Here is a 23,107-nt window from a genome sequence, read left to right as displayed (position 1 = left end):
AGGAGGTTCAAAACTTGCCAAATATGAAACAAACAGGCCTCGTAGGGGCGGTTCGCGAACCGCCCTCCGTGTAAACAAATATATCCTCGTCGCTACCCGGGCAGTTCGCGAACTGCCTCTACGAAGCCTGCTCTTTTGATTCAAATATTCTTAATTTTGAAACAATAGATATTCAAATTCTCTTCAATATATGAATATCTGTGAAAATAATTTCATTTCTTTCACCCTATATACAATATTTGTCTACCTTTGCCAAAGAAGTCTTAATAGTAATAACTAAAACAATTAATTATGGACAAATTTATCAATCCCTTTTCGGATTTTGGGTGGAAGAAAATTTTTGGCAGTGAAGTAAGCAAAGATCTTATTATCAGCTTTTTAAATGAAGTTATTCAACAGGAAGTAATAGTTGATATCACATTTCGGAATGTCGAGATGCTCGGTTTGAAGCAGGATCAGCGACGTGCCGTTTTCGATATCTTCTGTGAAAACGAAAGAGGGGAAGTATTCATTTGTGAGATGCAGAAAAGCCGTCAGAAGTATTTCTCCGACAGGGTGTTGTATTATGCTTCGTTTGCCATTCAGCAACAGTCCATGATCGTAAAGGAAAAGTTAGAAAAAGAGCCGGACGAAAAGATCCGCAAACGATGGAACTACCAGATCAGTAAAGTCTACGTTGTCTGCGTCCTGAACTATGTAATGGAACCGTCATTGCCCCATAAATACCGTTGGGATGTAGTGCGTATGGACCGGGAACTGAAAGTCCCGTTTAGTGAAACACTGAATGAAATCTATCTTGAAATGCCAAAATTTGTATTACCTTTGCATGAGTGCGACACACTTTATAAGAAGTGGTTATACGTTTTAAATAACATCGAGATCATGGAACGATTACCCCAAGAACTGAACAATCAGATATTCCGCAAGCTAAAAAGCATCGTGGAGGTAGAGCGCATGACCCCCGACCAACGCCTGGAATATGAATTGAGCCTTTCCGTCGAGCGCGACCTTTCTGCCGCCCTTGATACAAGTTTTGAAGATGGGATGGAGAAAGGTAAAGCCGAGGAGCAACGTCTTATTGCTGTCAATTTAAAAAAGCAGGGAATCGATATTGAAACGATTGCACAATGTACCGGTTTGTCGGTGGAAGAAATTAACGGATTGTAATCCTCATTTTTACATTATTTTTTCTTTTTTCTTTGTTTATTGAAAAATAAGGCCTATTTTTGCCTCCATGTACACCTGCATGGCGTTGTGGGTCAATGCATTTTATTAGATAAACGAGAAGCGTTTTTAAGATATTATCCTTATATTGAAACTTCTACAATTTCAGACTAAGTGGATAATAGGCAACAAAACGCTCACGTTCCTTTCCTTGTTATATATACATGCGTCAGCATGTGCGCGTATACAAGTTAAAAGGGCGTGGGCTGTTGTTTATATCACTTAGTCGGGCAGTCGAAGGCCTCAATATAAGATATATCAACAGTTCCCACGCCTCTTTTTATGAAAAAATCATTCAGTCCGGGGATTGCTGAATACCTAATTTACTATTATTATGAACAAAACGGAAACGTTTAAAAGGCTGCATCTATCTATGTTAGTCTTTTTGTTTTGTGTGTGTACGACCACGCTCTCCTATGCCCAGCATATGGTTTCAGGCGTTGTCAAGGATGTGACTGGTGAGCCTATCATCGGTGCAAACGTAGTCGAAAAAGGGACTACGAACGGATCTATTACCGATATTGACGGTAAATTCTCCTTTACTATTTCTAAACCGGCTGTGACACTGGCCGTTTCCTACATCGGTTATCAACCACAGGACTATTCTTACAAAGGACAGGAAAATGTGATTATTACATTGAAAGAAGATTTGCAAAATCTGGATGAAGTAGTTGTTGTCGGCTATGGTGTAGCCAAGAAGCGTGACCTGACAGGCTCTGTCGCCTCTGTCAAAGGGGAGAAGTTACAGGAGACTGCTTCGTTGAGCGCAGTGCAGGCCATGCAGGGACGTGCAGCTGGCGTAACCATTATACAGACGAGTGCAAAGCCGGGTGAAGAAGCGAATATACGCGTTCGTGGAAACCGTTCGTTAAAGGCGACAAACGATCCGCTATATGTGGTGGATGGTATTCCTATCGTTGTCGGTTTGAATGAGATGAGTCCTTCGGATATTGAATCCATAGAGGTCCTGAAAGATGCGTCGGCTACTGCTATTTACGGTTCACGCGGTGCCAATGGCGTTATTCTGGTGACGACCAAAAAAGGTAAGGAAGGAAAAGTCCAGATCGATTATAACGGCTATGTCGGAGTGCAGCAGGCCGCCCGTACGATAGATATGTTTGATGGAGCCGAATGGGTTGACTTGGTGCGCGAAGCAAACCGGGCAACGTCGAAAACAACTCCATACCCGCTTGTCCCGACTTTGGATTGGGATAGGAAAATCGGTTATTTCAATGCCGACCCGAATGTAATTGGAAAAATAGAATAAGCTTATGATGAAAATGGGAACTGGTGTCCTGACCGTTTGCCTTACAATAGCTGGACGGACGAGGCATTACGGATTGCTCCTATTCATAATCATGAAGTCAGTGTACGAGGGGGAACAGAGAAGTTGAAGATGCTGGCTTCTGCCACTTATTTCGGACAGGATGGTATTGTGAAAGGGCAGGATTACCGCCGTTATTCGGTTCGTGTCAATTTTGACTGGACACTGAATAAGTATGTCAAAGTGGGTGGTTCGACTTCATTTTCCCATATTGACCGGAATAATGGAGGAAACCTGTATAGTGATGTGAAAAACGTTTATCCTTTAGCGGATATCTATGATGCGGATGGGAATATAATCACCTCGCGTCCGGGAAATGACCCGCAGCTTTGGAATCAGTTTCTGAATTTGGAACATCAAAAGAAGGAGATTAAAAAGGATCGTTTTTGGGTAGTTACTATTTGGAAGTGAAATTGCCTTTCGATATTAACTACCGTTCCAATGTGGGTATAGATATCGGTCCCTGGTACGGTAATGAATTTTATGGAGCACTCAGTGCAGACCGTTCCGGCAGTGCAGCCCGCGCTGTCAATGCCCGTGATAACCGCCGCATGTACACGTGGGAAAACCTTTTGTTCTATAACAAAACATTCCATAAAGACCATACCCTCGGCCTGACATTCCTGCAATCTATCCAGCAGGAGACATATGAAAAGTCTGAAATTAAAGTGAAAGATTTGCCTTACGAGAATCAACAGTGGAATAACGTGGGATCGGCGCAGACGATCGAATCCGTATCAAGCGACTATCAGCGTTGGAACTTAGCCTCTTTTATGGGACGCATCAACTATAACTTTAAGGATCGCTACTTGTTGACTGTTTCAGCCCGTTACGATGGCTCTTCCCGCCTGGCTCCGGGGCATAAGTGGGTGTTATTCCCTTCAGCCGCTCTTGCATGGCGTATCAAAGAAGAGTCGTTCTTGAAAGATGTCGATGTATTGAGTAACCTGAAGTTGCGAGTTGGTTGGGGTATTACCGGTAACACAGCCATCGATCCGTATAAGACACAGGGTAGCCTGGAATACGGTCGCTATAGCTATGGTTCGAATGGTGTCTTAGCCTTTTATCAGAAAGAAATGCCGAATCCGAACTTGTCATGGGAAAAAACAGAACAGTGGAATGCCGGTCTCGATTTTGGCTTTTTGAACGGACGTATCGGGGGTAGTGTAGACCTTTATCTCCAGAATACGAAAGATCTGTTGATGGACCGCCAGTTACCGATCGTATCCGGTTTCGGTAATGTTACGACCAATATCGGTCATATCCGCAACAAAGGTTTGGAAGTCACCTTGAATACCGTAAATATCGAAGCGAAGGATTTTAAATGGACGACTGACTTGATGTTTTCCGTAAATAAGGAAGAGATCGTTGAACTATATAATGGTAAAGTTGATGATGAAGGTAATAAATGGTTTATAGGACAGCCTGTAAAGGTCTTTTATGACTATAAGGCTGATGGTATCTGGCAATTGGAAGATGCCGCCGAACTGGAAAAATGGGGAGGAGTTTTTAAACCGGGTGATATCAAGATTGTCGATCGTAACGGAGATTATAAGATTACTTCTGAAGATCGCTTTATCTTGGGACATGAAGATCCGACTGTGAACTTAAGCATGAGCAACTATTTTAATTATAAGGATTTTGATTTTAACTTTTTCCTGAATGGATCCTTCGGACAAACAAAATCTTTTGATCGGGGATGGAGTTTGAACGGACGTTATAACGGTGCAAAGGTCAATTATTGGCGTATTATTGGGGAAGATGAAAACGGTAATCCGATCAGTAATCGCAGTAATGAGGCTCCGCGTCCGAATATTGATTACGAAAATCCGAACTACATATCCTCTCTTTATAAAGAAGATGCATCTTTCCTTAGAATCGGCCAGGTGACTTTAGGATATACGTTGCCGAAGACTTTGTTGCAGAGTATGGGTGTCCAGAAACTTCGTGTGTATGCCACCGTGCAGAACGCCTACGTGTTTACAAGCTATTCAGGTACGGACCCGGAAAGTGGCAGTGACTTCAACGAGCCGATGCCGAGAACTTATCTTTTTGGCGTAAACCTTAGTTTCTAATAGTACTAACATTAATAAATAGACGATATTATGAAGAATATAATAAAATATAGTGTGTTGTCTTTATTGGCAGTAGCCGGTGTGTCGTGCGAATCGTTCCTGAACGAAAAGGTTGTCAGCGGCGTTTCGTATGACTATCTGGAAACAAAGACAGGTATTGAAACAGCTGTGAATGGCGTTTATTCGACTATGCGCTGGTATGTCGGGGGCGAACGTTATTATTGCTTGACCGAATATGGTGTGGATTATGTATGGGAAGGTGCCGATGGCGGCAATAAGGATGCTTTTAACAAGTATAGTAACCAGTTGAATTCTTCTTTCGGGATGTTATATGAATTCTGGGAAAATGCATTTAAAGGGATCACACGTGCCAATACGGCTTTGATGTATCTGCCGAAAGTGGGAGATATGACGGATGCCGAGAAAGTGTCCCGTGAAGGTGAATTGCGTTTTATGCGTGCTTATTTCTATTTTGACCTGGTTCAGCAGTTCGGACGTGTCCCTTTATTGAGCGAGGGAAATGTTTCCCAGATTATAACTGATTTTCCACGTGCTTCGGTTGCCGATCTGTATGCATTTATTATTAACGATCTACGTTATTCATTTGATGTCTTACCCGATGTTGCCATGCAGCCGGATCGTGGCCGTGCCACTAAATGGGCAGCAGCCAATTTGCTCTCAAAGGTTTATCTGACAAGAGGCAGTGCCGTAAAAGACCAACGTGGACAACAGCCCACCGATATGGATAGCACGGCTTATTTTGCCGAAGCGGTAATCAACTCCGGAAAGTTTGCATTGGAAGCCGATTATCTGTCTACCATCGACCAGGACAGGCAGAAAGTATCATCTGAAACAATCTGGGGCGTCGAGTTTACCAACGATGTGTTGTTTAATGGCTCTGAAGGAAACAAGATGCACTTGTATTGGGTTCCGACTTATGAAAAGTTACCGGGATTACAGCGTGACCTTCAACAGGGACGTGCTTGGAAACGTGTGAAGCCGACTCCTTATTTACAGACCGAACTGTTCGATCACCTGAACGATTCCCGCATGTATAAAATGTTTAGTTGGGTATTCTATGCAAATAAAGAATCCTCTATCCCTGTATGGGAAGATAAATATTATTATGTGGATGAAAACGGTAAGACCACAAACGATTTGTTGTATGAAACTCCTGCTGAATTAGTTGGTAAACCGAAGTTCACATTGGGTGATACAGCTGCTTATTTTATTCCGAAATATTATGGAGCAAAGGATTATAAAGGTGCTGTGATTGACAAGGCAAAAGATCGTCAAATGCAGTTGGATATTGCCAAATGCCGTTATACCCTGATTCCGGTGGATGAGAATACGAACCACTATTTCCCTTGCCTGAAAAAATGGTTGGATACGCAACGTCCGGATATGAACTATGAACAGGGAGGACGTAACTTTGTTCGTATGCGTCTGGGTGAAACTTATCTGATTGCAGCCGAGGCTTATGGCCGTATGGGGAACTTTGAGAAAGCTGCAGAATTGATAAATGTCGTTCGCAAGCGTGCCGCCTATAAGGAAGGTGAAGCAAAACCGCAGGAATGGTGGCAGGTCGACGGTGGCAATATGGCTGATGTAGCCGGTTCAACCGAAAAGGCTATGATGGTAACTCCTGCTGATTTGAGTAATGATTTTATCAATTTCATGCTGGATGAACGTGCCCGTGAGACTTATGGCGAAATGAACCGTTGGGAAGATTTGGTACGTACGGAGACTTTGTACGAACGTGTGAAGAAATTTAATCCGGATGCCGCTCCTAACATAAAGGAATATCACAAACTTCGCCCGATCCCGCAGATCATATCGACCGCCTGTCGCCAAAGCCATCTCCGGAGGAGGCTCAAAATGAAGGGTATTATTAATGCTGCTATATAGGCAGGCCGTATCGGCAATTCTAAGATTCTAAGAAAGGGGGATGTGTCACGCTATAAATGGGGCTTTTGACGCATCCCCCCTACAAATCTGGGTACTTTGACAAACACACTGCTAAATCATCATGACAGGTTCGCATTCTTCGGGCGGACTCTGCAGTTTATCACAAATAGCATCTATTCTGCAACTTTTCATAAAGCATACATCTATATGTCATGATAATTTGTTAGTTTTGCAGCTCAATATAAAAAAGGGAGCAACAATGGATGTCGCCATTATCAAATATAATGCCGGAAATATCTACTCCGTAAGTTATGCACTGAAAAGGCTGGGAGTCGAAGCAACTGTCACGGCAGATCCGGAACTGCTATGTAAAGCGGATAAAGTAATCTTTCCGGGCGTTGGTGAAGCCCAGACTACAATGGATCACCTGAAAGAACATAAACTGGATGCGATCATAAAAGGATTGAAGCAGCCGGTTTTAGGCATTTGCCTGGGCATGCAGTTGATGTGCCGCCATTCGGAAGAAGGAGACGCCGATTGCCTGGGCATTTTCGATACGGAGGTCAAGCGTTTTATTCCGCAAAAACATACGGACAAGGTTCCGCATATGGGATGGAATACGATTACGGATGTTAAAGACGGGCTGTTCAACAAGCAATTGGAGAACAAATTTGTTTACTTCGTACATAGTTTCTATGTGCCAGTGAATGATTATACCGCAGCTACGACCGAATATATCCTTCCGTTCAGTGCCTCTCTGCATAAAGATAATTTCTATGCGACCCAGTTTCACCCGGAAAAGAGCGGTTCGGTTGGTGAGGTTATATTGAGTAACTTTTTAAAACTGTAAGCTGATATGATAGAGTTGATTCCGGCTATAGATATGATCGACGGCAAATGCGTACGTCTCACGCAGGGCGATTACGACACCAAGAAAGTGTATAACGAAGATCCCTTGGAGGTTGCCAAGATGTTTGAAGATCATGGCATCCGCCGTTTGCATATGGTAGACCTTGACGGCGCGCGCCAGGGACGGATCATCAATTACCGGACACTGGAACGCGTGGCGACCCGCACGTCGCTGATTATCGATTTCGGCGGCGGACTGAAGCAGGATGGCGACCTCGAGATCGCTTTCGAGAGCGGCGCACAGATGGTTACGGGCGGAAGTATCGCAGTAAAGAACCCGGAAGTGTTCGCTTCCTGGATTACGAAGTTCGGTCCGGAGAAGATTATTCTCGGAGCGGATGCCAAAGATAAAAAGATCGCAATAAGCGGATGGGAGGAGACGACCGACAAGGAGTTGATCTCCTTTATCCGGGATTATTACGACAAAGGAATCACGAAAGCGATCTGTACGGACATCAGCCGCGACGGCATGTTGCAAGGTCCTGCGATCGACCTTTATAAAGAAATACGGGAACAAATACCTTTTCTCTGTCTGATAGCCAGCGGAGGGGTAAGTTCCATACAAGATATTGAGAAACTGGCTGAGGCGGGTATTCCGGCTGTAATCTTCGGTAAAGCGATTTACGAAGGAAAGATACAGCTGGAAGATCTGATCCGCTTCACCTGATAAAAACAACGATTATATATGCTTGCCAAAAGAATAGTCCCCTGTTTGGACATAAAAGATGGAAAGACTGTCAAAGGAATCAATTTCGTAAACTTCCGCGATGCCGGCGACCCGGTCGAACTGGGCGCACAATACAGCCGCGAGGGAGCCGACGAATTGGTTTATCTGGATATAACCGCCTCGCACGAAGGACGTAAAACGTTTACGGAATTGGTGAAAAAGGTAGCGGCTAATATCAGTATCCCTTTTACGGTTGGCGGCGGCATCAACGAGATGAAAGATGTGGACCGGCTGTTGAGTGCCGGGGCTGATAAGGTTTCCATTAACTCGGCTGCGCTGCGTAATCCGAAACTGATCGAAGAGATTGCAAAAAACTTCGGCAGCCAGGTATGCGTAGTTGCCATCGATGCCAATTTCGAGAATGGCGACTGGCTTTGTTACCTGAACGGAGGACGTATTCCGACGGAGAAGCATCTGTTCCAATGGGCTGCCGAAGCGGAAAGTTTGGGGGCGGGCGAAATCCTGTTCACCAGCATGACGCACGACGGCGTGAAAGACGGTTACGCCAACGAGGCGTTGTCGACGCTGGCCGACAACCTGCATATCCCGGTCATTGCTTCGGGCGGAGCGGGAAAGATGGAACATTTCCGTGACACTTTTGCTCTCGGAAAGGCTGACGCTGCATTGGCGGCAAGCGTTTTCCATTTCGGGGAGATCGGAATAGGCACTTTGAAACAGTATCTCCATAAAGAAGGAATCAACGTCCGCATTTAAAGGACGCGTGTCATTGCGGGCTTGACCCGCAAACTCATCCTAAATTGATATACATCAGGATGAGATGGCGGATCGAGTCCGCCAAGACATAAACACTGGTACGAAAATATATAACAACAAGATAAAAGATGAAATTAGATTTTGAAAAAATGGGCGGGCTGATTCCCGCCATCGTTCAGGACAACAACACAAACAAAGTATTGATGTTGGGCTTTATGAACGAAGAAGCTTACGAAGAAACAAAAGCTACCGGTAAAGTCACATTCTTCAGCCGTACGAAAAACCGTCTCTGGATGAAGGGTGAAACAAGCGGAAACACGCTCCAGGTAGTCAACATCGCAGTCGATTGCGACAACGACACCTTGCTGATCAAGGCCATTCCGGCCGGTCCCGTATGCCATACAGGCGCCGATACTTGTTTTGGTGAGAAGAATGTGGAAGATATCATGTTCCTCAAATATCTGCAGAACTTCATCGAACAGCGCCGCCAGGAAATGCCGGAAGGTTCCTACACGACAACCTTGTTCCAGAAAGGCATCAACCGCATGGCACAGAAAGTGGGCGAAGAAGCGGTGGAAACTGTTATCGAAGCGACCAACGGAACTGACGACCGGCTTGTTTACGAGGCTGCCGACATGATCTATCACCTGATCGTATTATTGACGAGCAAAGGACTTCGCATCGAAGACCTCGCACGCGAACTGAAAAGCAGACATAAAGGATAACAGCAATGGAAGAAACAACCCTGCTCAAACTGGATAATGTGGAAATCTGCCGTGAAGAGAATGTGATCCTCCACGATGCTTCCTTCACGCTCCATAACGGAGAATTTGTGTATGTGATCGGAAAAGTAGGTTCCGGCAAGAGCAGCCTGTTGAAATCCTTGTACTGCGAAATTCCCATTGAACGCGGGGATGCATGGCTGCTGGACTATAACCTCTGCAAGATGAAGCGGAAAGACATTCCCTACCTGCGCAGGAAAATAGGTATTGTCTTTCAGGATTTCCAATTGCTGACCGACCGTTCGGTAAACAAAAACCTCGAATTTGTCCTGAAGGCTACCGGATGGAAAAAGAAGAGCGAGATAATCGAACGGATCAATGACGTGCTGTCGCAGGTCGGCATGCAGGACAAAGGCTATAAGATGCCGCACGAACTCTCGGGAGGCGAGCAGCAACGTATCGTGATCGCCCGCGCCCTGCTGAACGATCCGGTCCTGATCCTGGCCGACGAGCCTACCGGTAATCTGGACCCGGAAACAAGCGGGCAGATCGTACAGCTTTTGCACGACATCTGCCGAAAAGGAACGGCTGTCATTATGACGACTCACAACTATACGTTGGTACATAATTATCCCGCGCGTATAGTAAAATGCGAGAATGCCTGCCTGAGTGATGTGGGAGAATAATTTTTTATGTAACTTTGCACACGCATTTAAAGCGAAGAAGAACAAATTAATATAGTAAAAGAAAATGAAAGTTTTAAAGTTTGGCGGTACTTCTGTGGGATCTGCACAGAGAATAAAAGGTGTAGCAAAACTGATTACGGGAGAGCGTAACATTGTAGTATTGTCTGCCATGTCCGGTACAACCAACTCATTGGTTGAAATTTCGGATTACTTGTACAAGAAAAACCCTGACGGAGCGAACGAGGTCATCAATAAACTGGCTCAGAAATACTACGGCCATATTGAAGAACTCTACAGCACCGACGAATATAAGCAGAAGGCCAAAGAACTGATAAAAACTCATTTCGATCATATCCGTACATTCACAAAAGACCTGTTCACGCTGTTTGAAGAAAAGGTTGTCCTGGCTCAGGGCGAACTGATCTCTACGGGCATGATGAACCTCTACCTGAACGAATGCGGAGTAAACTCCGTCCTGATTCCGGCATTGGACTATATGCGCACGGACAAGAATGCAGAACCGGATCCCGTATATATCAAAGAAAAGCTCGTCAAACTGCTGAACGAACATAAGGATGCCGACCTGTTTATCACACAGGGTTACATCTGCCGCAATGCTTACGGCGAAATCGACAACCTGCAGCGTGGCGGTAGCGACTATAGCGCTTCCCTGATCGGTGCGGCTATCGGCGCTGAAGAGATCCAGATCTGGACAGATATCGACGGCATGCACAACAACGACCCGCGTATCGTCGAGAAAACATCTCCGGTGCGTCACCTGCACTTTGAAGAAGCGGCAGAATTAGCTTATTTCGGCGCCAAGATCCTGCACCCGACCTGCATCCTGCCGGCCAAGTTGAACAACATCCCTGTCCGCCTGCTGAACACTATGCAACCGGAAGCTCCGGGAACCATGATCTCCAACGCAACGGAAAAAGGTAAAATCAAAGCGGTTGCCGCAAAAGACAATATTACTTCCATTAAGATCAAGAGCGGCCGCATGCTGTTGGCAACAGGCTTCCTGCGTAAAGTATTCGAAATATTCGAAAACTACCAGACTCCGATCGACATGGTGACGACTTCCGAAGTGGGTGTTTCCGTAACAATCGACAGTCGCAAACATCTGGAAGAAATCGTGGATGACCTGAAGAAATACGGAACGGTTACCGTAGACGAAGATATGGTGATCGTCTGTGTTGTCGGCGACCTGGAATGGGACAACGTCGCTTCGAAGCCCGCATCGTCCAGGCAATGAAAGACGTTCCGGTACGAATGATTTCGTACGGCGGCAGTAACTACAACGTCTCGCTTCTTGTCAAAGCCTCCGACAAGAAGAGAGCACTGCAAGCGTTAAGCGATCATTTATTCAATAACTAAATATTTCTATAAGGGCGGCCTATTCAGACTGCCCTTATTTATCTTTATATAATTTATATCATAATATGCTCAAAGGAACATTCCCAATAGACCAGTTCAAGGCGCTTACGACGCCTTTCTATTATTATAATATTGATCTGTTGAAAGAGACGCTCAATATGGTGACGACCGAAGCCGGAAAGTATGGTTATCATGTCCACTATGCAGTGAAGGCAAATGCCAATCCCCGCATCCTCTCTGTCATTGCAGAGCATGGACTGGGAGCGGATTGCGTCAGTGGCGGTGAAATACAGGCTGCATTGGACGCAGGTTTCCCGGCCGGCAAGATCGTTTATGCCGGTGTCGGCAAGGCAGACTGGGAAATCAACTTAGGACTGGACAATGATATTTACTGCTTCAATGTTGAATCGGCAGCTGAGTTAGAGGTTCTGGACAAACTGGCAGCAGCCAAGAACAAAGTCGCCTCTATCGCCCTCCGTATCAATCCGGAAGTGGACGCTCATACGCATGCTAAAATCACAACCGGCATGAAGGAGAATAAGTTCGGTATCAACCTGAGCCAACTCGGACAGGTGCTGGATTTGGTAGCCAAACTGAAACACGTCAAACTGATCGGTATCCATTGCCATATCGGTTCGCAGATCACAGACATGGCTGCTTTCCGTGGCCTGGCGATTCGTGTCAACGAGATACAGGAGGAGCTGGAAGCACGTGGCTTGAAAGTAGAAAACCTGAACTTCGGCGGCGGCCTCGGTATCGACTACTATCATCCGAACCATTTGCCTATTCCGGCATTCGACAACTATTTTGCCGTATTCAACAAACTGTTGCAACTCCGTCCCGGACAGCAAGTTCATTTCGAGCCTGGCCGTTCGATCGTGGCGCAGTGCGGTTCGCTGATATCCAAAGTATTGTATGTTAAGGTGGGCGAAACGAAGAAGTTCTGCATCCTGGATGCCGGTTTTACCGAACTGATCCGTCCGGCCATGTACGACGCCTATCACCGCATGGAAAACATCACTAACGACGAAGAAATAGAAGTTTACGATGTTGTAGGCCCTATCTGTGAATCGTCCGATGTATTCGGCAAAGATGTCGAACTGAACCGTGCGCATCGCGGCGACCTGATCGCCCTGCGTTCTGCCGGCGCTTATGGCGAAGTAATGGCTTCCCAATACAACTGCCGGAAACTGCCGAAAGCGTACTATTCGGATACGTTGTAAAAGTATTTCTATTACCTTTGCACAAATTCCGGAGAAATGATAAAAGAGTTATTTACATTTAATTATATAGAACTAAGCCTGGTCGGAATAACGGCCGGGCTGTTTCTTATCCAGTTACTTTATTATCTGGTCACATACGCACGTCCGTTGCGGGCGGCAAAGAAAGCGGAAAGGGAAGAACGAGTGACGACGGATCGGGAAGTCGAGCCTGTTTCCGTCATTGTCTATGCACATGGCGAGCCGGAGAATTTACGTAAGAACCTGCCTGTTTTGCTGACGCAGGACTATCCGGATTATGAAGTGATCGTGGTTAACGACGGTTCCGACGCAGACAGTGAAGATATCCTGAAACTCTTCTCCAACGAATATAAACATATCTATTATACATATGTTCCTGTCGACACCCATTACCTGAGCCATAAAAAACTGGCGCTTACAATGGGGATAAAGGCTGCCCGTCATGATATCCTGCTTTTTACCGAAGCCGATTGTCGTCCGCTCGGTTCGAAATGGATCAAAACAATGGCGGGCACTTATAACCGGGAAACCGAGATTGTGTTAGGCTTTTGTGCTTATCGCCATACAGAAGGACTGCTTCATAAACTTATTGCTTATGATAACCTGACATGCGGTTTGCAAATGCTGTCTTCCGCCCTTGCCCGGCATCCTTTTACCGGAAACGGACGGAATCTTTCCTACTGCAAGGAGCTGTTCTTTGCCCATAAAGGCTATTCGAAATCCTTGAACCTCCATGCCGGAGCCGATGATCTGTTTATCAATGAAGCGGCTACCAGGACCAACACGCAGGTGCAATATAAAGCGGATTCCATCACGGAAATGGAAAAAATAGAAGACATCGGCATCTGGAAAGAGATGAAAGTGTCCCGTGCCGCTACACAGCGCTATTACAAAGGGACTTCTTTGGCCTTTTACAGGATGGAGAATTATAGTAATCTGCTTTTCATTGCTGCGACTGCCGCCACATTCATCATCGGGCTTTTAGGAAACTGGCTGATCTCGGTGTTGGCCGGCTTGCTGTTGCTTCTCCGATTCACTACAAAAGCTGTCGTCATGCGGAAAGCAGCTCTGTTATTACAGCAAAAAACGTTGACTGCCTGGTTGCCGATATTGGAAATTATCCAACCGGCTTACAACATCTATGTCCGCATTTATCGTATGTTCAAAGGGAAGAGAGATTTTACTTCCAAAATATAATAACCGGCCGAGGCATTGGCAATCATTGGCTCTCATCTCAATGATTGCCAGTTGCGATATTTGAAACCTTATTTCTGACAAATACACGAATACTGCAAATAACCGTTTTGTTTTTACCCTATTGTTTACATTTAGCGAAACAACTATTTCTTTACAACATAATTAGTCGTATTTTGAAAAAAACGTTTTCAGCATCAGAAATATATATCCTTTTTTATTCTACTCTATTTATGGATATTTGCAGTGTGATGAATGATTTCAATTTACTTTAGGATACATTGTTGTTTTAGGGGAGATCGGGGAAATAATTCCGTAACATCATCAAGTATTATTAATATTTCACCTGCCGTATAGGTAGCAGGTGTGGAGTCCTTTTGACTAATGTGTAGAGTATATGGTGTATAGAAGCATAATTGGCATTTTATTCTTATTTGTACTATTTTCCTGTGTGGATGAAAGTCTCATCGATCGCAAGGCTAACGGTTCGTTTATAGAGATTCAGGGGATGGGAAGCCAGAGTGCTACACATGCAGGCAGTCCTGAAGATTATACGATTGAAACACTCCGTATTCTGACTTTCGATATTAATACGCAAGATTGCATCTCGAACATACGCTATAATACATCGGAGGGGGATATCATCCGGCATCCTGTTATCGCCGGGAAGTATGATTTTGTCTTTTTGGCCAATGAACCGGACGATAATATTATCGAAAGCCGGTTGGATGGAATCTCCAAGTATGCCGACTTGAACAGTATCGCTTATCCGGAACGCTTTTTTACTTCCGACCGGATCATTCCCATGATACAGGAAATCAATAATGTTACGATTCTGCCAGAAAACCAAGGGGCGAAATTGAGTGACGGGACATCTGTCTCCTTGCTTCAATTGAAGCTTGACCGGCTTGGTGTGCGGTTTGACGCCGTCTTGGTGGCAGTGGAAGCCGAAGCTGATTTCGACAATTATTTCGAGGGCATAACCTTTAGCGGAGTACCGGATTTAGTGCCACTGACCGCTCATTATAACGGGCCGTCCGTCAACCATTCCGTTACCCGTAAGTTCTCCCGGGATACAAAATATATTGCGGATACGACTTCTTCTGTCACAGGAGCGACATGGGCGAAGCGGATAAGCCGCGTTATTTTGCCGGCCAATGAGCTGGAAACGAAAGATGACGAAATGCAGGCGGTGACTTTCACCATCAATATGAAAGAGAAGTATCCGCCTTCTGCCAAACTGAAGATATCTTCTTCTCCTGTGAATTACAGTCTTCCGATCAATACGAAACTGGATCTGACTGGCATTATCCGCGAGTCTTTGGATGTCAATATCGAAGCTTCGGAATGGGGCTCGACCGATAACGAGTGGGATATAGCGGGCAACCGGATATTGAATGTCTCGGAAACAGATGTCCGCATCACCGATTTTAACGGCGCGCGTATCTCCTTCTGGTCCAATATGCCGGTGGTGAGGGTGGAAAACACAGTGAAAGATGTAGGTTCGGGGAAAGAATTGGATGCAAACACTATTTTCAACGCTTTATCCACCCAGTCGTGGAACCCGAACAAGGATGAACGGTTTTTATACAATCCGGCTACGGGGGCTGGGTATATGGACATTCTGCTGGATCGTCCCAACGAGATAGGCGAAACAACGTATGAGGTCCGCCTGACAGCAGCCGACAGCTATTCCCTGAATGCGGACAGCGTATTGGAAATGAAGAATCCGTTGACAAGGACAATCCTGGTTCACGTCAAGCAGGAAGGGAAGCGTGCCGATTTTGTCGTAAATAGTGAGAAAAGCCAATGGTCACATCCGTATATCGGAGCTTTTTTTGCCGATAACGAGACTGGTGAGCGGGTGATTAGCGGGAACCGCTATAGTTACTGGAATACGTGGAAGGCTACCGTTCCGGAGGAATACAGGGACTTTATCATTATAAGTTCGACTCCCAGTTTTGACCCGGCAATAGGGACAGACTCTCCGGGTGATGCAGAGGATTATCCTGTCATACCGAATGCCTATAAAGAGGAAAACGGATATGAGGTAACAGGGAAAAGTCGTATCTACTTCCGGATTGGACTCATAGGGGATAATATCTCTGGTGTTCCCAGATATGGAGCAGTGGATGTTACGTATGTAGATAGCGGAAATGATGTGAAGACCAGGCTGTATGTGCGGCAGGGCGGAGAAGCGGATTATCTGATGCGGAGCGGAAGTTCCGGAAGTGGGTATGGGGCGAAGTTTTCTCCTTATAACCTGACGGCAAAAGTTTTCAGGGATAAACCGGAGACGAAGCAGCCTTGGATCAGCATTGATAAAGAAAATCTGGGAACTTCGGTTGATTTTGTCAAATATCCGACCCAGGTGGGAGCGCATTTCCAATGGGGCTTACCGGTTAGCAATCCGGAATTGGCCCTCCGTGCCTATTATCCGGTGAATAGTAGTTCTGTTCCGCCCTGGATTATAGATGGCTGGAGTATATCCTATATATCAGCGCCTCCTTTATGGAGCCCTAAGGAGGGGACAAAGTTTGAAGATTATTACGAAATCTGTCCTGATGGCTATCGTCGTCCTACGGATGGACCGGTCGATCGGATTGCGGTGAATAGCAAAACGTATGCAGACCAGGTAAACCAGTCTGATTGGCGAATGTCTCTTTTTCAGGAACCGATGCAGGGGGATGGCAGTTCATATACTTCAACAATGCCTTACGATGTGAGCATGAGGACAGTACTGTATAAACCCCAAATCCTGGAGAATGTGAAGTATGGATATTATGCCGATGGCTTCTTCGACCGGCGACCGATTAAAACTGGAACGATGCTTAACGGAAGTGAAAGGGGAACTGGCAAGACAATTGCTTATAATGGTGTTTCTCTGTATAATGCGAATGCCGCTTTCGGGGGTACGCTGTTGTTTAATCCTACGACCGATGCCTCCGTCTTTTTCCCGGCGGCGGGAAGAAGGTGGCACCAAGACGGTAGTCTGGAATATGCCGGCGAAACCGGATATTACTGGTCTTCGTCCGTCGCACCCGGGTGGACAAACATAGTAATGGTTGAAAACGTTCCAAGAGAGACCGGTACGCCATTCGGCAATATTTGGAGTATGGAACTCAACTACGCGTCGCCAGCGCCTAAATCAATGAGTGCCCATTTCGGCTATTCAATCAGATGTGTAAGAAAATGAGAAAAAAGACAAAACAGACTATCAATCTTCTCTGCATGATGTTACTCGTGCTGATGGCGGCTTGCGAAAACGAGGTCTTGTCATCCGGGCGTCCGGATGGTGGGGAGACGCCGGATGGCAAGGTGCGGGTTGAAATCTTTGCCCGTGCGAACTCATATCCGATTCCTTCAACCAAGGGGGTAAATGATGAAAATACGGTAGGGATGACACCTTGGGTGCTTGTCTTCAAGGGACATGGCGGTAGTGCTACCTTTGTTGAGGCAGTGCAGGCCTATGAGTCATCAGCAGGAAAAAGATTTGTGGTGTTGACCAAACAGCCTGCCGGCAGTAAATATCAGCTGCTGATATTGGCTAATCCGCCAAGCCATTTCTGTTATGGTGACGACGCGACAGTGTATGATTTTGATGAAAGTAATTTGTCATCCCGGTTAGCTTCCGCCTCTTTGTCCCAGGTATCTCGGAATTTGCGGACTGTGCCATTGGCTTCCTCGCCGTTTTTAGGTATTCCGTATAGTGGTTCCGGTGAACTTTTTCCGATGAGTGCCTCATTGGAGGTGGACCGGATAGACGAGGACATAAAAATAGAAAACAGCGATGGTACATCCTTGCAACTGATCCGGGCAGTCGCTAAAATGTCGGTGGCCAATAATGCCACAAACTTTAAGTTGAAAGGGATAACGGCAATTGTCAATGTCCCCCTGCAAGGACTGTTGCACAATTTAGATGGTTCTATACCGGATAATACGGGTAACCGGACAGAATATCAGGTCGATGCGTCTTATTCTTCCCTCTTGGCTGTAGCCGAGGCGGTGTCGGGAGGACAAAGTACGGAGAAAAGTCCGGTCTATCTGTATGAGTTCGACCAGCAGGGCAAACCTTATATGATTATTCAGGGAACCTATACGGACAAGGATAAGAACAGTAAGGATTTTTACTATAAGATGGCGCTTGTGGACAATGCTTTGCAGCCACTGAACATCCTTCGTAACCGTGCGTACAAGTTTACCATTAAAACGGTCAAGGGGCCGGGCTATGATACTGTGGCTGATGCCAAAGCGTCTAAAGCTTCCAATACGGATCTCAACTTCGAGATATTGGTGGACGATACGGATTCTTACGAATTTATGGCGAATAATGACTATTATCTGGCGGTGAGTAACTCTGTATTTATTGCTTATACCCGCGATTCTACGACTTTGGAGGCTTTTAAGATATCGACGGATTGCCAGGTGAACTTCCCGAATTCCAATGCCATAACGGCCAATCGGGATTCAGTCGAATATTCATTTGCCCTGGCTCCGGGCAATAGTATGATTCCGATAAAAGAAAATAATGCCTCCAGTCCCCGGATAACTCCAGTTGATGTTGTGGTTCGGAATTGGCTGCAATGGAACGAAGACAATCAATCCTTGGAGGGAGTAAAGAAGCATAATGCATACGTCACGCTGAAGTTAGGAAATCTGGAAAAACAGATTCATATCAGGCAGCGGGATATGATTTCTGCGGCAGGCGATGTGTTGCAATATATACCGGAAGAGAATACGAATGCAAAAGTTCAGATTATGAATTATTACTGTCTGTCCGGGGATGTGGAAGACGGTGTTGACTGGATAAAGCTGCGACCGGCAATTTCGGGAAGCGACCGGAACGATACGGAACATATCGTGGTGGACAATGGAAGAATATATATTGAAGTACAGCCGAACCGCGGTGGGGCGAGAAACGGAATTGTCTATCTGACAACCGTTCACGATCCGAAAACATCGACAAGCGGCAGTACGGTAAAAAGAATCAAGATATACATCTCCCAGGCGGGGATGTCTGTGAATTAGTAGAATAGATAAGAGAGAGTTAATTAATAACATTTAAATTGTAGAAAAATGAAAACGAAGTTTTTTTTGATGTTTGCATCGGCGGCAATGCTATTAGCCGCATGTAGTAAAGACGACGTCGGCTCAGGGGGAGATGATAGCGGGATCGTCACAGACCCCAAAGGGGATGCGTGGGTGTCTTTGAAGGTGATCACTCCTTCAACGCGTTCGACGCGTGGATTGAATTCGGATCCGATTAAAAATGCGACGGAGGCGGAATCAACAATAAAGGAAGTCAGAGCGATTTTCTTTGACGCTGATTCAGATCCTTTAGTGACTGCTGATATTGTATTAACGCTTGATCAGGCAGGACTTGTAAATGGACAAGCTGTGGGAATTGGAGAAGCCTTTCAGGTACCGGCAACTTCCAAACGTATTTTGATAGTTGCAAATCCTTCCTCTGAATTTCCAAGTACAGAATCTACTTCAGGGAAAACGTATAGCGTTATTAATAAGGCTATAAAGGAAGACGCGTCTATAATATCAAATGAGAATGATGGCTTTATGATGACAAATGCTAAAGGAGGCCTGGAACCTTCAAAATCTGACGGCGTTGATTCGGATTTGACGCTTTATAAAACTGCTGATTTGGCTGAGAAAGCTCCATTGTCTATCAAGCTCGACCGCGTAGTTGCAAAAGTGCATGTTGAAATTAATCCGATTGCTGATGATGAGGTTAAGGCTGAGATTAAACTTGAGAATGGCGGATGGCTCTTGAATGTCACAAATAAAAAGTATTTTCCTGTTTCAAAAAGACTTCCAACATGGTTTGAAGAAAATGGAGGTGGTTTCCGTACACCGTTTGACGATTATAAATTAGGTTCTTACAGAATAGACCCTAATTATAATACGCAAGATAGTGAAGAATACAATGTCTATGCAGAAGATAAGGGCTTGGAATGGAAAGAGAGCGATACAGACGAATATTGTCTTGAAAATACACAGGATTCAATAAATAATGTGCATGCTTATACGACACATGTATTATTCAAAATAAAATTTATCCCGACTGAATATAAATTACCGAATAAAGAGACTACAGGTCGCCAAGGAGATAATGCAGACTGGATGTACATCAATACCGGTTATTATACATTTGAGACATTAAAGGCTTGGATTGAAACAGAGTTGACAGCAAAGGTTAATGCTAATGGAGGCGTTGTTCCGATGCCACTAACCAATGCGTTTAATAAATATTTGGTAGATTTAGGTATCAACGAAATAACTATACCTGATGACGAAGCTGGAATAGCAACTGCAATGACCGCATTTGAGGCTGCACAATCTGCTATAGAATTAGAGGATGACCGGGCAAGAACAGTTGGTAGTTTCACTTATTATGTTGGAGGTGTTTGTTATTACAGAGCCATGATCAGACATGATGATACAAATGAGATTGTTAATGCATTAGGAGAATTTGGAGTAGTCCGTAACTCTTATTACGATATCTCAGTCAGTAAGTTTAATCACCCGGGATATCCTACGATTCCAGAGCCAAGCCCAAAAGATCCGGATGAAGATGGTGGTAACTGGCTGTCTATCCAAATCAACGTCAACCCGTGGACATGGTATAAACAAGTAGAAGAATTTTAATTTTTTGGACCTATTTGCTTGCTTTAGTTTTGTTTGAGGAGTTGTGGGAGAGCTTGTCTCCCGCAACTTCACTTTAGTATTTCCCTCAAAAATAGAAAGAATAGAAATATGAACTCAAAAAGCCTGATACGTAACATCGCTTTGCTGACTTTTTTCGCTGTCGTCAGTTTCATGACCTCATGTGTCCGGGAGGAAATGCCGGAATGCAGTTTATATGTCCAGTTTAAATACGACTATAATATGCTTTTTACGGATGCATTCTATACCCAAGTGGATAAGGTGGAGCTTTATGTCTTCGATAAAGACGGCAAATTCCTGTTCCGGCAAACGGAGGGGGGCGATGCGTTGGCTACGGGTAATTACCGGATGGAAGTCAAATTGCCTGTCGGGGAATACCAGTTTCTGGCGTGGGCAGGTGCGCATGACTCGTACGACATTGCTTCCGCAAAGGGAGAGTCTGATATCACAGAAATGAAACTGAAGCTGAAACGTGAACAGTCCCGTATTATTGATAAGGAACTGGAACCGCTTTGGCATGGCGGGATTAACCATGTGGATTTTACCGGAAAGACAAATCAGACGGAAGTAATAAGCCTAATAAAGAATACGAACAAAGTGCGCTTCGTGTTTCAAGGGTATTCCCAAGGGAAAGCAGATAACAGTTCCTCCGGAACCTGGAACTTGAATGTGGATGATTATAGTTATGAAATTGTCGAGTCGAACGGCTATATGGCGTACGACAATTCGTTGCTGGACGACGATGCCTTGAGTTACCGGCCTTATTATGAAGAACAAAAGAATACTTCGGCAGCAGTGGTCGAACTAAACACGATGCGCCTCATGGAGGACCGGCATACCCGTTTTACTGTGACCGAAAAGGCAACCGGAAAGAAGGTCTTCGATATCAACCTGATCGACTACCTTGCCATGACTGCAATGGAAGGTTACAGCCGGAAGGTACAGGAATATCTTGACCGGGAAGATGAATACAAAATCGTCTTTTTCTTTGCCGACTCTTCTTCCTCCTCCGATTTGTGGCAAGCCCTGCAGATTCAAATCAATGGTTGGACCTGGTACCTTCAAACTGAAGGCGGGATGTGATTTGGTTAAGTCAACCAGATGAAGCTTTAAAATGAAAATTATACAATAACCCCCTTTTTTGCTCTTTTTCTATTTCATCCGAAAAGTCAGTCCATTTTGAATTGACTTTTTTCAAGTATTTAGCCTTCTTTTCCGACAATAGTCCGGATGAGCTGCGGAGGTCTTTCTTAAAAGTGTCCTTTTTGATTGCCGAAAACCGGAAACACTGGCAAAGTGATAAAGCTTAACTCCCGGAGAATCGAATATTTGAAAATAAAACGGACGGCGTTCCGAATATCTCAAGGAAATTAGGGGTCTTTTTTGCCCTTACAACGGTCCTTTTTCCAATTACGACCGTCCAAATCGCCATTACGACCGTGCTAATCTTCGCGAGGTGCCGAGTGCACTACACATTAGCACGGTCACAATGGCAAAGAGGACGGTCGTAATTGTTGAAAACGCTCCAAAAAGCGGAAAAAGTCCCTTTTTGAGGCCAAAAAAGTGGATTAACATTTGTTCTGTTTTGGATGTCTTTCGAATCTGAAAAAGGAGTTTTTTACAATAAGCCCTATGCATTATCTACTTTTTTAGAGACTGAATGGATCCTTTAAGTCTGATTATATGATAATATAAATATAGGCTGTTGATTCTGCAAAAGTGAATAAGATTTTCTCCCTGTCTCGTACATTATATAGTAATAGAAACCGCCTTGTTTTCATGTCTTCCAAGCCTTGAAAAAAAGTTTCTCCCGTAACTCCCAGCATTTCAGCGCATCCCGCAAACCTGTTGCATTCCGATGAAAAAATAGTTGCAAAAAGATTTGGAAGTTATGTTGTAGGGCAGTACTTTTGCACCCGCATTCGAGAGAGAACGGCAGTAGTCAACATGATGAACGAAGGTAACCCGAGTAGGGGATGAGGTTAGCGACGCTAAGCAAAATTCCAACCGCCGGAGCACTTGAAAAAAACTTTTCAAATTTTCTTCCGAAACATTTGGTTGTTTAGAAAAAGTCCTTACCTTTGCAGCCGCAATCGCAAGAAAGCGCAAGTTCTTTGAAAGATTTACATATCAACAAGTAGTACAAGAGACGTATAGTATAATACGAAACATACCGTCAAAAACTACAATAAATAACGAGATTCTGAGCAAAGGTATATAAAAAACAATTTAACAACGAAGAGTTTGATCCTGGCTCAGGATGAACGCTAGCGACAGGCTTAACACATGCAAGTCGAGGGGCAGCACGAGGTAGCAATACTTTGGTGG

At 44.9% G+C, this 23,107-nt stretch carries 16 protein-coding genes, 1 rRNA gene and 1 pseudogene; all 18 read left to right on the top strand.

The features are described from left to right. Positions 1–291: 291 nt before the first annotated feature. Complete coding sequence (locus DW083_RS20095) at positions 292–1,167, top strand: Rpn family recombination-promoting nuclease/putative transposase (protein WP_122333638.1); 876 nt, start codon at positions 292–294, stop codon at positions 1,165–1,167. A 391-nt stretch (positions 1,168–1,558) separates the two neighbouring features. Further along, positions 1,559–2,491 carry a SusC/RagA family TonB-linked outer membrane protein gene (locus DW083_RS23190; RefSeq protein ID WP_233552314.1) on the top strand — a complete coding sequence of 311 codons (933 nt, stop codon included), beginning with the start codon at positions 1,559–1,561 and terminating at the stop codon, positions 2,489–2,491. Between the two features lie 36 nt (positions 2,492–2,527). Continuing rightward, positions 2,528–2,959, top strand: a complete 432-nt coding sequence (locus tag DW083_RS23185; RefSeq protein WP_233552313.1) for a hypothetical protein — start codon at positions 2,528–2,530, stop codon at positions 2,957–2,959. Then, a complete protein-coding gene (locus DW083_RS23180) occupies positions 2,935–4,623 on the top strand; it encodes a SusC/RagA family TonB-linked outer membrane protein (protein WP_233552312.1) in 1,689 nt (562 codons plus the stop codon). The genes DW083_RS23185 and DW083_RS23180 overlap by 25 nt, the downstream gene beginning before the upstream one ends. 30 nt (positions 4,624–4,653) lie before the next feature. Continuing rightward, a complete protein-coding gene (locus DW083_RS20080) occupies positions 4,654–6,531 on the top strand; it encodes a RagB/SusD family nutrient uptake outer membrane protein (protein ID WP_233552311.1) in 1,878 nt (625 codons plus the stop codon). A 259-nt stretch (positions 6,532–6,790) separates the two neighbouring features. After that, entirely contained in the window at positions 6,791–7,381 is a 591-nt protein-coding gene (hisH, locus tag DW083_RS20075; protein WP_115498090.1) for an imidazole glycerol phosphate synthase subunit HisH, read from the top strand. A 6-nt stretch (positions 7,382–7,387) separates the two neighbouring features. After that, positions 7,388–8,107: a 1-(5-phosphoribosyl)-5-[(5-phosphoribosylamino)methylideneamino]imidazole-4-carboxamide isomerase gene (gene hisA / locus DW083_RS20070; protein WP_122333637.1), complete on the top strand. Its 720-nt coding sequence runs from the start codon at positions 7,388–7,390 to the stop codon at positions 8,105–8,107. An 18-nt stretch (positions 8,108–8,125) separates the two neighbouring features. After that, entirely contained in the window at positions 8,126–8,881 is a 756-nt protein-coding gene (hisF, locus tag DW083_RS20065; RefSeq protein WP_122333636.1) for an imidazole glycerol phosphate synthase subunit HisF, read from the top strand. Positions 8,882–9,009: 128 nt separating this feature from the next. Next, positions 9,010–9,606, top strand: a complete 597-nt coding sequence (gene hisIE / locus DW083_RS20060) for a bifunctional phosphoribosyl-AMP cyclohydrolase/phosphoribosyl-ATP diphosphatase HisIE (RefSeq protein WP_115498093.1) — start codon at positions 9,010–9,012, stop codon at positions 9,604–9,606. A gap of 5 nt (positions 9,607–9,611) precedes the next feature. After that, positions 9,612–10,289 carry a cell division ATP-binding protein FtsE gene (locus tag DW083_RS20055; protein ID WP_122333635.1) on the top strand — a complete coding sequence of 226 codons (678 nt, stop codon included), beginning with the start codon at positions 9,612–9,614 and terminating at the stop codon, positions 10,287–10,289. Between the two features lie 64 nt (positions 10,290–10,353). Further along, positions 10,354–11,666 (top strand): annotated as a pseudogene (locus DW083_RS20050) (aspartate kinase). A 65-nt stretch (positions 11,667–11,731) separates the two neighbouring features. Continuing rightward, positions 11,732–12,889, top strand: coding sequence for a diaminopimelate decarboxylase (lysA, locus tag DW083_RS20045; RefSeq protein ID WP_122333634.1), 1,158 nt, complete (start codon positions 11,732–11,734; stop codon positions 12,887–12,889). A 36-nt stretch (positions 12,890–12,925) separates the two neighbouring features. Further along, on the top strand, positions 12,926–14,104 hold the full coding sequence (locus DW083_RS20040; RefSeq protein WP_122333633.1) for a glycosyltransferase family 2 protein: 1,179 nt from the start codon (positions 12,926–12,928) through the stop codon (positions 14,102–14,104). A gap of 448 nt (positions 14,105–14,552) precedes the next feature. Continuing rightward, a complete protein-coding gene (locus tag DW083_RS20035) occupies positions 14,553–17,297 on the top strand; it encodes a hypothetical protein (RefSeq protein ID WP_233552310.1) in 2,745 nt (914 codons plus the stop codon). Next, on the top strand, positions 17,294–19,129 hold the full coding sequence (locus DW083_RS20030) for a DUF4906 domain-containing protein (RefSeq protein WP_233552309.1): 1,836 nt from the start codon (positions 17,294–17,296) through the stop codon (positions 19,127–19,129). Before DW083_RS20035 ends, DW083_RS20030 begins: the two co-directional genes overlap by 4 nt. 48 nt (positions 19,130–19,177) lie before the next feature. Beyond that, the gene (locus DW083_RS20025; RefSeq protein WP_122333630.1) at positions 19,178–20,761 is read left to right on the top strand and encodes an Mfa1 family fimbria major subunit; all 1,584 of its coding nucleotides are present in this window, start codon (positions 19,178–19,180) and stop codon (positions 20,759–20,761) included. A 108-nt stretch (positions 20,762–20,869) separates the two neighbouring features. Next, positions 20,870–21,862, top strand: a complete 993-nt coding sequence (locus DW083_RS20020) for a FimB/Mfa2 family fimbrial subunit (RefSeq protein ID WP_122333629.1) — start codon at positions 20,870–20,872, stop codon at positions 21,860–21,862. A 1,149-nt stretch (positions 21,863–23,011) separates the two neighbouring features. Then, a 16S ribosomal RNA gene (locus DW083_RS20015) occupies positions 23,012–23,107 on the top strand; the annotation flags it as partial.

The sequence above is a fragment of the Parabacteroides sp. AF48-14 genome (assembly GCF_003477465.1).
Lineage (GTDB): Bacteria > Bacteroidota > Bacteroidia > Bacteroidales > Tannerellaceae > Parabacteroides > Parabacteroides acidifaciens.
The sequence above is the reverse complement of the archived record's forward strand: the minus strand, read 5'-3'. Positions and strand labels throughout refer to the sequence as shown.